The sequence below is a fragment of the Eubacterium sp. LMAG:50 genome, assembly GCF_008680265.1.
Taxonomy (GTDB): Bacteria; Bacillota; Clostridia; order Lachnospirales; family Lachnospiraceae; genus Eubacterium_U; species Eubacterium_U album.
Genome location: NZ_NALP01000008.1, coordinates 1 through 14,419, shown reverse-complemented (window position 1 = coordinate 14,419; position 14,419 = coordinate 1). Strand labels below are relative to the sequence as shown.

The 14,419-nt window shown below is 31.9% G+C and carries 17 protein-coding genes; 3 read left to right on the top strand and 14 right to left on the bottom strand.

Annotation, left to right across the window (positions count from 1 at the left end; genetic code table 11):
• Positions 1-14 precede the first annotated feature (14 nt).
• Together rplC and rpsJ are read right to left on the bottom strand one after the other, a co-directional pair.
• Positions 15-650, bottom strand: a complete 636-nt coding sequence (gene rplC, locus CCC31_RS11730) for a 50S ribosomal protein L3 (protein ID WP_022088585.1) — start codon at positions 648-650, stop codon at positions 15-17.
• Positions 651-783: 133 nt separating this feature from the next.
• The gene (gene rpsJ, locus CCC31_RS11725) at positions 784-1,098 is read right to left on the bottom strand and encodes a 30S ribosomal protein S10 (protein WP_022088586.1); all 315 of its coding nucleotides are present in this window, start codon (positions 1,096-1,098) and stop codon (positions 784-786) included.
• 504 nt (positions 1,099-1,602) lie between these two features.
• Between rpsJ and CCC31_RS11720 the strand changes: the two genes are divergently transcribed.
• Positions 1,603-2,463 carry a class I SAM-dependent methyltransferase gene (locus tag CCC31_RS11720; RefSeq protein WP_147586695.1) on the top strand — a complete coding sequence of 287 codons (861 nt, stop codon included), beginning with the start codon at positions 1,603-1,605 and terminating at the stop codon, positions 2,461-2,463.
• 178 nt (positions 2,464-2,641) lie between these two features.
• On the opposite strand, the gene CCC31_RS11715 is transcribed toward CCC31_RS11720, so the two are convergent.
• The 10 genes from CCC31_RS11715 to CCC31_RS11670 form a co-directional block, all read right to left on the bottom strand.
• Positions 2,642-3,292, bottom strand: a complete 651-nt coding sequence (locus tag CCC31_RS11715) for a 4'-phosphopantetheinyl transferase superfamily protein (protein ID WP_022088588.1) — start codon at positions 3,290-3,292, stop codon at positions 2,642-2,644.
• A 125-nt stretch (positions 3,293-3,417) separates the two neighbouring features.
• Positions 3,418-3,894: a DNA-deoxyinosine glycosylase gene (locus CCC31_RS11710; protein ID WP_118565286.1), complete on the bottom strand. Its 477-nt coding sequence runs from the start codon at positions 3,892-3,894 to the stop codon at positions 3,418-3,420.
• A 457-nt stretch (positions 3,895-4,351) separates the two neighbouring features.
• On the bottom strand, positions 4,352-5,365 hold the full coding sequence (locus CCC31_RS11705; protein WP_118565287.1) for a virulence RhuM family protein: 1,014 nt from the start codon (positions 5,363-5,365) through the stop codon (positions 4,352-4,354).
• Positions 5,366-6,189: 824 nt separating this feature from the next.
• Positions 6,190-7,251 carry a HEPN domain-containing protein gene (locus tag CCC31_RS11700; RefSeq protein ID WP_118565288.1) on the bottom strand — a complete coding sequence of 354 codons (1,062 nt, stop codon included), beginning with the start codon at positions 7,249-7,251 and terminating at the stop codon, positions 6,190-6,192.
• A complete protein-coding gene (locus tag CCC31_RS11695) occupies positions 7,244-8,488 on the bottom strand; it encodes a DUF262 domain-containing protein (RefSeq protein ID WP_118565289.1) in 1,245 nt (414 codons plus the stop codon). The genes CCC31_RS11700 and CCC31_RS11695 overlap by 8 nt, the downstream gene beginning before the upstream one ends.
• A 22-nt stretch (positions 8,489-8,510) precedes the next feature.
• Complete coding sequence (locus CCC31_RS11690) at positions 8,511-9,803, bottom strand: DNA cytosine methyltransferase (protein WP_118565290.1); 1,293 nt, start codon at positions 9,801-9,803, stop codon at positions 8,511-8,513.
• A 9-nt stretch (positions 9,804-9,812) separates the two neighbouring features.
• Positions 9,813-10,694: a hypothetical protein gene (locus tag CCC31_RS11685; protein ID WP_118565291.1), complete on the bottom strand. Its 882-nt coding sequence runs from the start codon at positions 10,692-10,694 to the stop codon at positions 9,813-9,815.
• Positions 10,695-10,703: 9 nt separating this feature from the next.
• Positions 10,704-11,177, bottom strand: a complete 474-nt coding sequence (locus tag CCC31_RS11680) for a hypothetical protein (protein ID WP_118565292.1) — start codon at positions 11,175-11,177, stop codon at positions 10,704-10,706.
• A 111-nt stretch (positions 11,178-11,288) separates the two neighbouring features.
• Entirely contained in the window at positions 11,289-11,618 is a 330-nt protein-coding gene (locus CCC31_RS11675) for a hypothetical protein (RefSeq protein WP_118565293.1), read from the bottom strand.
• 199 nt (positions 11,619-11,817) lie between these two features.
• The gene (locus CCC31_RS11670) at positions 11,818-12,270 is read right to left on the bottom strand and encodes a hypothetical protein (protein WP_118565294.1); all 453 of its coding nucleotides are present in this window, start codon (positions 12,268-12,270) and stop codon (positions 11,818-11,820) included.
• A 141-nt stretch (positions 12,271-12,411) separates the two neighbouring features.
• Between CCC31_RS11670 and CCC31_RS11665 the strand changes: the two genes are divergently transcribed.
• Entirely contained in the window at positions 12,412-13,098 is a 687-nt protein-coding gene (locus CCC31_RS11665) for a DDE-type integrase/transposase/recombinase (RefSeq protein WP_199663674.1), read from the top strand.
• A gap of 176 nt (positions 13,099-13,274) precedes the next feature.
• Positions 13,275-13,382: an IS3 family transposase gene (locus tag CCC31_RS12740; protein WP_363348547.1), complete on the top strand. Its 108-nt coding sequence runs from the start codon at positions 13,275-13,277 to the stop codon at positions 13,380-13,382.
• A gap of 174 nt (positions 13,383-13,556) precedes the next feature.
• On the opposite strand, the gene CCC31_RS11660 is transcribed toward CCC31_RS12740, so the two are convergent.
• Both CCC31_RS11660 and CCC31_RS11655 read right to left on the bottom strand, forming a co-directional pair.
• Entirely contained in the window at positions 13,557-13,997 is a 441-nt protein-coding gene (locus CCC31_RS11660) for a tetratricopeptide repeat protein (protein WP_290851760.1), read from the bottom strand.
• A gap of 120 nt (positions 13,998-14,117) precedes the next feature.
• A partial coding sequence (locus tag CCC31_RS11655) for a DUF4368 domain-containing protein (protein ID WP_290851757.1) occupies positions 14,118-14,419 on the bottom strand: 302 nt, incomplete at its 5' end.

Genomic DNA, 14,419 nt, shown 5'->3' with positions numbered 1-14,419 from the left:
CCTCCTTCCAAAATCTACTTACCAGACTTACATGTTTCTTTAATAGTTACTAAAGCTTTCTTAGGTCCTGGTACAGCGCCCTTTACTAGGATTAAGTTGTTTTCTGCATCAACTCTAACAATTTCAAGGTTCTGTGTTGTTACCTTCTTAGCACCCATATGACCTGGCATTTTCTTTCCTTTAAACACCTTGCTTGGGCTTGAACATGCACCGTTTGATCCGGCATGTCTATGATACTTAGAACCGTGAGCCATAGGTCCTCTTGACTGACCATGTCTCTTAATTGCACCCTGGAATCCTTTTCCCTTTGCAATTGCTGATGCGTCAACTTTGTCTCCAGCAGTAAAGATGTCTGCCTTGATTTCGTCTTTCACTGAATACTCTTCAGCATTTTCAAACTTAAATTCTCTTACAAATCTCTTGTAAGGAACTCCAGCTTTGTCAAACATACCTTTCATTGGCTTGTTGACTAACTTTTCTCTCTTTTCACCGAATCCAACCTGTACAGCACTGTATCCATCATTTTCTACTGTCTTAACCTGTGTTACTACACATGGTCCAGCCTGAAGAACGGTTACTGGTACTAAACTTCCATCTTCGTTGAAAATCTGAGTCATTCCAACCTTTGTAGCTAAAATAGCTTTCTTCATATTAATTACCTCCTGTTAATCTACAGCGGATCGCGCCACCGCGATCATCCTAGAACAGTTCAATCTATTTAAACCTTCAAGGATAATTCACTATTTCGTTTTTTACCTATTAAAATAAGTAAATTGCGATGAATTATTTATTCTTCATCTTAATGTCGATATATACACCTGCTGGCATTTCTAATCTTGCCAAAGCATCTACTGCTTTCTGTGTTGGTGTAACAATATCAATGAGTCTCTTATGAGTTCTCTGTTCAAACTGTTCTCTTGAGTCTTTGTACTTATGTACAGCTCTAAGAATTGTGATTACTTCCTTCTTTGTTGGAAGTGGTACAGGGCCACTAACTTCTGCTCCTGAACTCTTTGCAGTTTCAACAATTTTTGCAGCTGACTGATCGATTAATTTGTGATCATAAGCCTTTAATGTGATTCTCATTACTTGTGCCATAAAAAAAGCCGCCTCCTTTTCGTACTATTAGCACGACAAGCGGTGACTGTACAACCTTTCCGTGTGTTTTGTGATTATTCACAACTTACCCACGTGTTTCCACTTCTATGGTGGACTCGTTTTTAGTACAGTGACTTGTCGCCAGTTTCCTAACTTGACATTCGCTCCGCGGAAAACCTACATTACTGTAGCAACCTCTCGTTTCAACGCTATCAATGTCACAGCATGAATTAGTATACAACATGAAAATATAAATTGCAACCATTTTTTCAAAAAATTTTATTTTACTTAATTTGGCTATTTATCAATACTTTTTCTACACTATCATTCCAAAATTCATTTTTAAATTTAAATCTCATAATTTACTCTTTAATTTCTTTCTTCTATATATAATAGGTAGTTTTCTGCTTTTATTGACTTTTATTTTCTCAAATTGTAATATATAACCATTGGTCATTATAATACAATGATTAAAATTTTTAAAGATAGGATTTTATATTAATTATGTGGATTGCTAACAATTGGAAAGATTATGAAGTAATTGATACTTCAGACGGCGAAAAACTAGAGCGTTGGGGTGATTACATATTAGTTAGACCTGATCCTCAGGTCATTTGGCATACTCCAAAGAAAGATAAACGTTGGAATAAATTAAATGGGCATTATTATAGAAGTAAAAAAGGCGGTGGTCAATGGGATTTCTTTGATTTACCGGAACAATGGTCTATTAATTATAAAGAATTAACATTCAACCTTAAACCATTTAGTTTCAAACATACAGGTTTATTTCCTGAACAGGCAACAAATTGGGATTGGTGTTCTGAAAAAATTAAAAATGCCGGTCGACCAATTAAAGTATTAAATTTATTTGCTTATACCGGTGGTGCAACTTTAGCTGCTGCTAATGCGGGTGCTTCTGTCACTCACGTTGATGCTTCTAAAGGCATGGTAACATGGGCAAAGGAAAATGCTGTTTCTTCCGGATTAAAAGACGCACCTATTCGTTGGTTAGTTGATGATTGCACTAAATTTGTAAAAAGAGAAATACGTCGTGGCAACAAATACGATGCAATCATAATGGATCCACCTTCTTACGGCCGTGGTCCTGGTGGTGAAATTTGGAAAATAGAAGATTCCATTTATGATTTTGTAAAATTATGTACGGAAGTCTTGTCTGACGATCCATTATTTTACTTAATTAATTCATATACTACAGGTCTTGCACCTTCAGTTTTAACTTATATGTTATCAACTGAAGTTAAATCCAAATTTGGTGGGACTGTTACTTCAGATGAAATTGGAGTTCCTGTAAGCGGCAATGGTCTGGTTCTTCCTTGTGGAGCCTCTGGTCGTTGGTGTAAATAATTTTATCAAAGAAGTTGAAGTTAGGATTACAACAATCTTTACTTCAACTTTTTTCTAGTTTTGTATTCTTTATTATTTTCCTACTATAATATATTTATGTTTAATATCTCTTATAACCAATAAAGAATTACCCATCTAGTTGCCATTTATTTTCTCTATTTTCATATTTTCTATTATTTTATAATTTCTCTATCGTATATTCATTATCATTTATGTTATGACATACTGACACTAAATTGCTTATTCCAATTTTCATTTCAGTTATCATCGTCTCTTTGTCTGCAATAATTTTTGGCCTTTCCTCTTCGAAATCCACTTCAAATGTATAAAATGGTCTTATCATTCCTGTCCCTTCCATTTTTACATAAGCTTCTTTTATAGTCCACACCCTAAAAAATCTCTGAAGTTTTCCCTGTTCTGTTCCTATATCATAAATGTATTTTTGTTCTTTAGGAGCAAAGCAGGTATTAACAATCCTTCTTTCTTTCATAGTAAACTTATTCTTTCTTTTAACATCTTCAGTATCTATCCCTATTTCATAATCAGAAACAACAGCTACTGCATACTTATTTGAATGTGATATGTTAAATTTAATTTTACCATCTTCAAATGAAGGCTTGTTATATTTGTCAATTAATATCTTACTGTCTTCTTTTTCAGTTTTTCTTATATGCTGTATAAGAATTCCAGCTGCAAGACTTTGCATTTTTTTATCTTCCTGATTTATTCTATCTATTTTATTTTTCCTATCTTCATCCATCATTTCATAATATTTTGAATATACTGATTTATCAGATAATTTTTCTACATTATAGTAATATATTTTCATAAAATTATTTACTCCCTTTTGCAAGTTATATGTTTATTATTGTTTTGTTCAAATTCTAATTATTTTATAAATTATATTTTGCTATCTTTCTATTCTAATTATTGCTATATATATTTCTTATTTAATCACTCATTTATAATCTTCCATGCTTCAACAAGTCTGTCTATATTCCATGCAGCATTTGCAGGGCTTGTGGATGGAAGGCATATTGCTTCTTTCATCACTATCTGTTTCATATATTTGTTATAAAGTGAATACGCTTTCTTTCCATTAACAAATATTTGTTTTATATCTGCTGTATTTAATATTCTTGTCAAATCATTCACTTCAACATTTTTAATGCTACTATCAGAAGACCCTGTAATTTCACATGAATGAATTACATCCCACACTGCCACTTTATTATTAAGCAAAAATTCTTTTTTCTCCTGAATTGTTTGTGGTATATTTTCATTAAATATGGCAGCTAATACTTTCCAAAATCTATTCTGTGGATGTCCGTAAAAGAATCCTTCTTCTCTGGATTTAACAGATGGAAAGCTACCTAATATTAAAATTTTTGATTTTTGATTATATATTGGTTCAATTGGATGTGTAATCATAATGTCTTCTTTCTTTTTATTTTAATTATCATTTATTATAGCATAAAATGTTTTGTCAATCATTGCTATCCCCGATTTGCGTGTATATATTTTTTATTTCTATATATACAATTAATATTATAAATTATAGGAGCAATAAAATGAATGAAAATAAAAAAAATCTTGGGAACTTGCCCTCTGTTAGTGGATAAATTACCGACTTTAATTTAATGATACTAATCTAATTATCCAAAATATTTAGGCATCCCCGAAAATTTCGGGAATGCCCATCATTCACGGAGCTTATTGACTTTTTTTCTTAATTTTCTAATTCTCAAATCGCCTGTTTATAGACTTTTTCTATATCTTATATCGTCACTATTTTTAGTTTTCGAAAAATTTGACGACACTTTGACGACACTTTTAGTATATAACAAAACTACGCTAACCGCCACAATTAAAATGACATAGTTTCTTTTCAATCATCATTCTTTTGAATCATCTTCTTCACTTCCCTGTCAAAATCCGATTCAATAACTTGAGTTCTATTAAAAATTTGGTATTCCTGTTCAGCCTTATCATTTGCCATCTTTCTCGAAATCTTTCCCCTATCAGGTAAAATCTCATACCTTCTAAATGCCAAAAATTCATTTATGCTTGCCGCGAATTCTTCCATCGTAAATGTATTTTCACGTTCAATCAAATCTTCTATGTAGTCAAAATAACCTGTCACCGCACGCTCCAAACTACGAATTTGCTTTTCATCCAAATAGTTTTTTGCAATAGTTACATCTGATTTCAATACCCGACCATCAGGAGCATTCTTCCATGTAGTAAGCCCCATATGATCCTTTATATGGTCTGCACTATAATAAACAATTTCTGCTGCTGTCTGTCCCGAAATTGCATAATGGAATTTATTCTGCACCATTGCATAAAACTGATGTGTAATCTCCGCATTTTTATCATAATCAATGCTACACTCAGCAAAAACATCCGTAATCTGTTGCCAGATTCTTCTTTCGCTCGCACGAATAGAACGAACTCTTTCGAGTAATTCTTTAAAATAATCTTTACCAAATGCAGTCTTTCCCTGTTTTAATCGTTCATCATCCAGCACAAATCCTTTTGTCATATACTCCTTTAAAACGTTTGTTGCCCAAATACGAAAATGAGTAGCTCGAATAGAATTCACTCTGTAGCCTACGGAAATGATTGCATCTAAATTATAAAAATTAGTAGAATTAGATTGGGTTTTTCCCTCTATTGCTCCATGTTGAGTGGTTGTTGCAATTTTTGCAACAACCACTTCTTCATCCAATTCACCTGTTTCAAAAATATTCGCAAGATGACGACTAATGCCTGATTTATCTATTCCAAACAATTCCGCCATTGCTTTCTGCGTCAACCAAATTGAATCATCTTTAATTAAAGCATTAATGTAAATATCTTCCTTTTCTGTTTTATAAAGTAAAAATGGAAATTCTTTCATTTGTCAAACTCCTCTAATACAATAAATGGCGGGGAGCCTCCCCGCCGATCAGGTTGGACCTGGGTCTTTCGACCAGCCCACATGTGCAACACTTGTTACACTTACATTGTATGATTATATTAACATGATTGTTTACCAAATTCAAGATTATAGTTGATCGTTGCTTATTCTCTAATCAATTCTTCTGCATCTGATATATTTCTAACTTTGGACATTGCAAATCCCAAAACCTTCGGCTGATATTTAATTATTAATCTGTCTGCATCCGCCTTATTCACTATTAACCTCCTATGATAAACAAACGTGCACTTTTTTGTTTTTCAATTATATAGTGTCGCTTAGGTTCAATATGGTTGGGTAAAAATTAAGTAGTGTTGAAAACAAAATATTTAGGCATCCCCGAAAATTTCGGGAATGCCTACTATTCCGCATCAACCTCTCTTATTGATTGCTACGCAATCAATAAGCTCGCGGCATTCATAGAATGCTTACGAGCCCCATAAATAAAGGAAAACCACGGTTTCGTGTAAACACGACCGTGGTTTTCTTTATTTATAGTGAGCTTGCGCTCTATTCATTGATAACGTTAATTATTCAACAATTGTAGCTACCTTACCTGAACCTACTGTTCTACCACCTTCACGAAATTATCTCATCATTGCTTAGTGTTTTCTATTTAGTTTTCGTTGTATTTCCTACTTGTTTTGGTTGCCTGTGCTGTCATTATTTCTATTTGCAGAGAAAAATGACGACAGTTTGACGACTGCACAAATTCAACAGTGGATTAAAATAATATTTTCACCTTACTTATTCAAAGTTATGTATTATGTATAGTAATATTTCCAATTTTTTTTAATATATCCATCAACAAAAATTCCAACATCTATATTATCTTCTTCAACTTTCTGTATATCTTTTTCATTATGCTGAATATTCAATATTTTAAATCTATTGTAATCCTTCCCCGTATACGCAAAAATATACTCCCCTACTTTTAATCTTGATTTTTTACTATTAATACATAATATATTATTATTGTACACATCGATAATCATATCGATTTCATTTAATAAGCCGCACGTTTGTAGAATTATGATTAATTCTTCCTCGAATATGTCGCAAATAACTTGTCCCATCATTTCCATAAATGGTATTATTTGTTCGACCAACACACTATTTGATAGCCTGGTATCTACGCACCAGCCATGTGCAACTTTATTTCGTTGTTCAACTAATTGTGTTAATTCTTCAAACAGTCTATTAACATCTCCACCTTTTTTCTTGTTAATGTACTCTTTTGCTTTTTCATCTGAGAATTCATTTTTATTTTTTATATACTCGACAAACTTCTTTTTTCCCAAGATTTTTGCTTTAGAGTTTTTTATTCCCAAATCATTAAACAACTCTATTAGTTGATCTATTCCTAAATTGCCACTATGCGTTAACAAAAGTTCTTTATTAAGTGAAAATTTTTCTTCTTCAAAACACGAATATAAATTTTTAATTACCTCTAGTTCATTAATTTCAAAATTTTTAAACCTATTTGAATTCACCAAAAACTCTCCACTTTTCTTTATATGTTTTTGCTTAATTTCATTTGCTAAATTGACATACCTGTCTGCTTTTTCCACCCAAAAATCTAATAATGAATCAGCAATTTTATCAATATAGTTTTCAAAGCACCCATACAAACTTATGATTACAGCATTATAAACCACTGGGGTGCTCATCACTTTTGTAAATCTTTGTTTTATAATATTCACATCTAAATTTTCCCTATCAAAATTGTCTATTAATGAATGTTGTTCTTCCATACATGTAATATAATTTCGTATATCTTTTAAATTGTTTAAATACTCATCCTTACTTATGTTAATTCTATTCATCCATATTTCCTTCTAATATATTCTGAACAATTTTTTCGAAAAAGTCGGCTCTATTTAATATATCGGTTTTTGATTGTTTTTTCCCGTTAAACATTTCTTCGTTTTGTTTATATGCTTTTTCCATATATTGTGTAATTAGTTTATTGTTATTTGGTACACTATTTATATCATATTTTGTTAATGCCAACATAAGTGAATCATAAATCATCTTCTGTGGTTTTGACCATTTAAATTGATTTCTAATTTCTTTGTATTGACAAAAAGCTTTATCTCCAAACATTTTATTTGCTATTTCAATCGTATTTATAAATAATTCTTTTAGCACATCTCCTCTATCTGAATTTTCTTCTAAAATAGTGTTTCCAAAAATCATGCACTTGTCTAAAAAATCAGATAATTGCCCTGAATATTCATTAACATGTCTCATCGCAAAAAACCTTAATACTAATTCAACATCATACATTCTCATATATAAGTTATTTAAAGCGAGTTCATCCGCCACATCCAATGAATCTACTGTATCTAATTGATATAGTTCTTTAGTATTATTATCTTCATCAACACTTACCGGTATTCCCCACAATTTTCGAAATGTTGTATTTGTCGAAAGTTCCTTGCACAATTTATTAAATTCACCATTATATAGTGCATTTCTTATCTCTTGATCTTCTAATTTAACTCCACCGGTATTTAGTCTTTCAAATACCATCCTTTTCATTCTTTGCTCTTGTTCTTGAGATTTAGCTGATTCTTTTAGTAATGACACTACTGATATTTGTCGTCTGTCAATACCTTCTTTTATTTTTTTAGGTAATTCACTATATTTTTTTGTGTTTAATTCTGGCCATTCCGTTAAACCTTCTAATGCATATTCATTATCATAAAAATCCATAATTGCCGAAATACGCTGAAGACCATCCATCACCTCATATTTACCATACTCTACTTCATATATGAATATAGGTGGCACTGGAATATTCATTATAAATGATTCGATAAGACGAGAGCGCTTTTTATTATCCCAAGTAATTCGTCTTTGATATATCGGTTTTCTGTCATATTTACCGTTTGTAAAAACATCTTTTACTAGCGGTAATTTAATAGCTCCTTGTTCTGTAACAATTCTTGCCTCTCCAATTTCATATTTTTCATTAATTTCTTCCTCAGACAACATAACCTTTTTATTTTCTTTCCCTTCAAAATTTTCTTTTTCAAAATCTAATAACTCAATATTCATATTTTCTCCTTGTAAACTCAATTTATGCCATCATTCGTTTGTCTTCTCCAACATTACGAACAACTGCGCATTCTTTTTCTTTCTTTTCCAACTGTTCTTTTGTAAATTCTGCTATTGGTTCTGCTACTGCCAATGCCAACCTTACCGGTACAGCATTTCCTATCTGCTTATAAACTAAATCAAGCTTTGAATTTGCATTTCTGTTGCTTGTACCTCTACTAAACTCATACCAATCTGGAAATGTTTGAATTCTTGCAATTTCCTTAACTGACAATCTTCTATTATTCTCTTCTCCATCACTAAATATATATTTGTCCTTACCTACCTTTACCATAGGTTCTCCACCCGGATGTATAGGCGCCTGTCGTCCTGATGCCTGAATAGTAAAACTTGGCTGACTCCATAATTTTTTTCGATTACGCGACATAAAAATAGTTGAGTATGAGCCAACAAAATATTCTCCCGGATTTTCCTCTAAATCACCAATTGCATCATGTAAAGTCACAACTTCTTCTAATCCATTAACCCCATATCCATGGGTTGGCTTTGGATGAACATATTCAAAATCTATGTCATTTCTTACTCCAACCAAAATTACTCGTTCTCTAATTTGTGGTACTCCATATTCTGCTGAATTAAGAAGTTTATGATAAATTTTATACCCTGCTGCTGCAAAGTCCTGAACAATCTGTTTAAATACTTCTCCTTTTCCTAGAGTCATCATTCCTTTAACATTTTCGGCAACAAATATTTTAGGTTTACTTTGCATCAAACAGCGAATAAAATGAAGGTATAAGAAATTTCTTTTATCATCCACTAATCGTGGACCCGCTTCTGAAAATCCAGGGCAAGGAAATCCGCCCAGAACAATGTCCGCTTTTGGAAATTCTTTAATTTTTCTTATATCACTTTTATCCATATAAATATATTTTCCAGCATTTTGAGCATAGGTTTGTCTCGCTTCGTCAAAGATATCATTTACATATATTGTATTAAAGACATTGTTATCAATATTTTCATCAAAAACTCTTTTGTCTCTAAACGCTTCTTCCATTACAGTTTTACCCATCACTGCTTGTAATCCTGCTAGTTCAAATCCTAAATCTAATCCTCCACATCCTGAAAATAATGATACTAAATTCCACTTTTTAGAATCATAGCTAAGTTTGTCAAATTCAATTTCTTCACTGCAATTTTCAAATGCTTCTCTCTCTTCTTCTATTTTCTTATTAAGTAATTCTCTAACTTCATTTACATTATACTCTGGTGCAGGCTTAAATTTACCTCTACCACGCTCTTCTAAAATAACAGCCATGTCTTCTCCTCAACTTATTCTATCTGTTCCTGCATTGTCTTCATCAATATCATCTGTATTTTCTATATTCAACGTTTTCATATAGTGTATTAATCTATTCGCAACCTCATTTCCTTTAACAGTTAAAGGATGGTCAAAACTTAACTCAGGAATTAATTTATTATGTTTAGCACTCCAATTTACTTGTACAGAAAGTGGTCTATTACCATCCCATTTTTTTGCAAATGATCTATAATTAAGTGCTTTGCAAGCAAAATAAATATCAGGATGCATTTTTACATAATCCTTTATAGGAATCATCTTATCGATTATATCCTGTACCGAATTAATGTTCTCATCCATTAATAAATAATTTGCAACACCACTATTCTTGATTACTTTTCCATTAACCATAGCATCTCTTTTGTCTTCTGCTAAATTACTCCCTGCATAAACATCAATTACTTGATTCTCTGTTAACTTCATTTTTCCAGACAAATCACCACTAATTTTATTTAATAATTCAAATTTCCATCCTAGTGTTATTGCACCTTTTTCGGTTCTTTTAAATTTGTTTTTGTATATTAACATTCTCTCTTCAAATCTATTCATAATAGATGTGGTTGAATCTTCAATAATCTTTGCCCAATTTTTTCCAAATAATTGCTCTGCTCTTTCAGCGCTCATTTTATTTTCTATAAAATCTGCATTTTCTTTTTTATATGATATTTTTATTTCTTTTTCATCTAATGATGATTTTGCCAAAACATAAATATCTGTCTTCGGCTCTCCTTTATGACACGTTGGTTTTCCTGATAATTCAACTACATATTTTCTATCTTCAAACTCAAATTCGGTTCCTTCTACCATAAATGATAATATTCTTCTTTCTGCATCGCCAAAATCTCCCATACAAACCTCCTAATATTTCTTCCTGCATATATCATCTCTATCTATTTCTTCAAACGAATTTACCTTTAATTCTCCTATTTCTATAGCATTTTTCTTAATAAATTCAAACAATTTGGGATAATTTTCTAAATAATAATACATTTGCGGACATACAAATTTTGAATCAAATTCTTGTAAAGTTCTTAATTCAATCTCCTTAGTCATTTGAAAAGACAACACCGGCATTGCATATTTATGTCTAATTAAATACTCGTCTATTCTTTTACAAATTTCACTGTCATCTTTATACTTTTCCTTCCATGTATTTATATCGATCTTTCGCCCTAAATGAATCTTCCCAACAATTTGTTTCATTGGGCTACTCACATACATATAAGCCATTATTTCCTCATCTGGAAATATTCTCCTATATTCAAATATCTTACTTCCATCCTTAATTAAGTTGTACCATTTAGGTTTAAAGCTTAATAACATTGTTCTCATAATGTAAATTTATACTCCTTTTGAAATACAACTGCATTAGTTATAATTATATTACATAGTGCATTCGAACACAAGTTCTGTTTTAAAACTAACTAACACACCGTTTTATAATTACCTATCATACTTTTCTTTATATCTTATTTTCTTTTTATACATATATATTCTCATATTAAGCTCAACTAAAAGACTAAATAAAATAACAATTATTATTCCCCTTATGTATTCATTACCTGAATTCCACTTATATGAAAATATATAAAACACAGCCGGAATATATAAACTACTAAAAAAATTCAATAAAGCTTCTCCCATATCTTTACATCTATATAATTTTTCTAAATCATATTTCTTCATTTTTCTAGTACGATTAATATATTCAATAATTAATAAAATAATAGCTATTACAGCCACTATTACAACACATATTTTTTTTACTAACATATTTTTTCTCCTTCAATCTTATATTAAATTTATACATCTTCTTGCTTTAATTAATTGAAGATTTCATTCTGTTTATTGCCTTAATAATCTTACTCTAAACACATTTACATTTTATCATAACACTCCCCCTAAATAAATATAATTCTATTATAAGCGTATTCACATTAAAGACATATATTATAATTAAACTCTCTTATCTCTAACGTATAAACTTGTTATTTTCCCTTTCCTCCTTCCCCATCTCCACAATCTTTTCATAGTCTTCATCCTTAACAAATCGTCTAAAAAATCCAAGCATAAACTCTGATTCTTCCAATTCATAAATCCTTTCATTCTTTTCATCAAGTTCCTGTTCCAGATATTCTTTAGACCATTTAAGTTCATCATTATCTCTTATCAACGTTTTCCTATCTGCATCCATCTGCTCCAGCTTCTTTTTTAGTTCTATGGATTCCGCAAAGCAGCTTTTTGCCATTTTTACTATTCTTTTAAATATTCTGTTTAAACCTGCAAGAAACGGTATAACAATCTTTTCTCTGTAAGATTTTGCACTAATCAGTCCTTTAGGCTCTTCCGGACCTTTTGCTACTTTATTTTCAAATTCCTTTATGTCCTTTATTCCCCATTGTGCCACGACATCAGCTTCTTTCATTTCTTTATATGTTTCCTCCAGCTTCTTATCTGCGATTTGTTTTTCAGCAGTCTTTTTAAGGATTTGTAGTGGTAAACTAAATTTGTAACACCTCGTTCGAATAATATATTATAATATTACTCAAACAAGGAGGACATCATTATGTCAATACGTTGCAGCGAAGACTTCAAAAAAGAAGTAGTTAAAGCCTATATGGCAGGCGACAAATCAATACATCAACTTGCTGTTGAATTCAATGTTGCAAAAAGTTCCGTTAACAAGTGGGCTAACGAATACAGGGAAGAATGCCTTTATACCACCAATACAACATCCGAGTCTAATGACGCAAAGGAAATACGAAGATTAAATCAACTTCTTAACAAAAAAGATGCCAAGCGTGAATATCACAAACGTTTGGAACACATTTTTGAACTTATAAAATATGTGTACTATAACAATAATCGTGTTATAGGATATAGGGCTATGCGCATTTTCATCAAACGTTATGGCTATGAATTAAGCAATACCACCATGCATAAATACATGAATAAAGAATTAAATTTATGTGCCGTAATCATGCATTCCAAACCGGGATACAAGGCTGGGAAAAAGAATAAAATCTTTGACAATCTCTTAAACCAAAATTTTACTGTCGACTGCAAAAATAAAGTATGGTGCACTGATTTTACATATATGCGTCAGCCAAATGGAAAATTCAGATACAACTGTTCAATAATTGATTTATTTGACAGGTCGGCTGTTGCTTCGTTAAACAGTGATTACATCAATACGGACTTAGCAATAAACACACTTAAAACAGCACTAAAAAAGAAAACTATCCTAAAGTGATTCTGCATTCATATCAGGGAGTACAGTTTACCTCATGGGATTTTGTGAATTTCTGTAAAGATAATAATGTAACCAAGAGCATGAGTAAGGTCGGTTGTCCTTATGATAATGCTCCAATGGAAAGATTTTATAACACTTTTAAAAGCAATTTTTATAATGTAACCTAATTTTCAAGTGTGGAGATGATGGATGAACTTACCATGAAATATATCAATTGGTATAATTATGTTCGTCCTCATTCGTACAATGATTATTTAACACCAATGGAAGCTCATTACAGATAGGTATTTATCGAACAAAGTGTTACAAAAATGCTTGACCACTACAGAATCTCAAGGTTTATTTTACCTGATTTTATTCTAATTTCATCTTGCTATAGATATAACATACATTAATCCGGAAAACTTGAAGTTGTCTTTATTATCTAAAATATCACTATAATCTGAAACGAACTTTTTTCACCAAATACCTTTTCCATCACCAAGCAAGATATTTTTTATATTTTCGTTTATTTCACTTTCAGACAAACTTTGTTGGATTAGTGGTTGAATCACTTCACGACTTTCTCTTGTATGAGGAAGTTCAGATGCAAGTCTATTAGCTTTATCCTCGCATCCTGCTTTCAAATATAAGAAACATAGGGTTGCACGCATAGTGGCTTTCTGTTTCTCATTAATTGATATAGGCAATCCTCTTTCCATTAATTCGATAGCTTCATCTGTATTACCCTTTAATGCTAATGTACTTGCTAGTCCAAGAATCATCCCTGGTTTATTGGGATAAATCAGTAATGCATCCCGATAAGTTTTTTCTGCAGAATCATAATCTCCTTTTCGCTGATAATCAACAGCTTTTTTATGAATGTTGTACCGTGTTGTTTCCGCACGAATCGTATCCATCCCCACCAACAAATCAATACTTGTTTCAAATATATTTGCTAGTGCCGGCAAAAGTGTAATATCTGGATAAGACTCGCCCGTTTCCCTTAATTAAAGATATTGTTGGGTAAAAAAGAAAGGTCAGTCGATTTTGCCGATGAAGCGGTAGTAGATTTCTACTTCCTGCTCACGACTTCCGTCCTCGCCCTTGACAGCTTCGTGGACGGTTACTTTTTCAATTAGAGTGTTCAGAAGTTCGGCGGTCAGCTCCACAGGGTTGACATACTGTTTCATTAGGGCAATCCACTTTTCAGCATCCGCTGCGGTCTGTACGGCGGCTTCCATCATTTCGTGAAGCTGTCTTATTTTTGTTTCAAGCTCCTTTTGCTCGTTCTGGTACTTCTCGGACAGCATATTGAAGTTATACTCGGTTATGCGTCCGG

Coding starts and splice junctions, on each gene's coding strand:
- CCC31_RS11710 (WP_118565286.1), bottom strand. CDS start 3,894: ATGATTACACATCCAATTGAACCAATATATAATCAAAAATCAAAAATT.
- CCC31_RS11685 (WP_118565291.1), bottom strand. CDS start 10,694: ATGGGAGATTTTGGCGATGCAGAAAGAAGAATATTATCATTTATGGTA.
- CCC31_RS11720 (WP_147586695.1), top strand. CDS start 1,603: ATGTGGATTGCTAACAATTGGAAAGATTATGAAGTAATTGATACTTCA.
- CCC31_RS11700 (WP_118565288.1), bottom strand. CDS start 7,251: ATGAATAGAATTAACATAAGTAAGGATGAGTATTTAAACAATTTAAAA.
- CCC31_RS11705 (WP_118565287.1), bottom strand. CDS start 5,365: ATGAAAGAATTTCCATTTTTACTTTATAAAACAGAAAAGGAAGATATT.
- CCC31_RS11690 (WP_118565290.1), bottom strand. CDS start 9,803: ATGGCTGTTATTTTAGAAGAGCGTGGTAGAGGTAAATTTAAGCCTGCA.
- rplC (WP_022088585.1), bottom strand. CDS start 650: ATGAAGAAAGCTATTTTAGCTACAAAGGTTGGAATGACTCAGATTTTC.
- CCC31_RS11695 (WP_118565289.1), bottom strand. CDS start 8,488: ATGAATATTGAGTTATTAGATTTTGAAAAAGAAAATTTTGAAGGGAAA.
- CCC31_RS11680 (WP_118565292.1), bottom strand. CDS start 11,177: ATGAGAACAATGTTATTAAGCTTTAAACCTAAATGGTACAACTTAATT.
- CCC31_RS11660 (WP_290851760.1), bottom strand. CDS start 13,997: ATGGATACGATTCGTGCGGAAACAACACGGTACAACATTCATAAAAAA.
- CCC31_RS11715 (WP_022088588.1), bottom strand. CDS start 3,292: ATGAAAATATATTACTATAATGTAGAAAAATTATCTGATAAATCAGTA.
- CCC31_RS11670 (WP_118565294.1), bottom strand. CDS start 12,270: ATGAAAGAAGCTGATGTCGTGGCACAATGGGGAATAAAGGACATAAAG.
- rpsJ (WP_022088586.1), bottom strand. CDS start 1,098: ATGGCACAAGTAATGAGAATCACATTAAAGGCTTATGATCACAAATTA.
- CCC31_RS11675 (WP_118565293.1), bottom strand. CDS start 11,618: ATGTTAGTAAAAAAAATATGTGTTGTAATAGTGGCTGTAATAGCTATT.
- CCC31_RS11665 (WP_199663674.1), top strand. CDS start 12,412: ATGTCAATACGTTGCAGCGAAGACTTCAAAAAAGAAGTAGTTAAAGCC.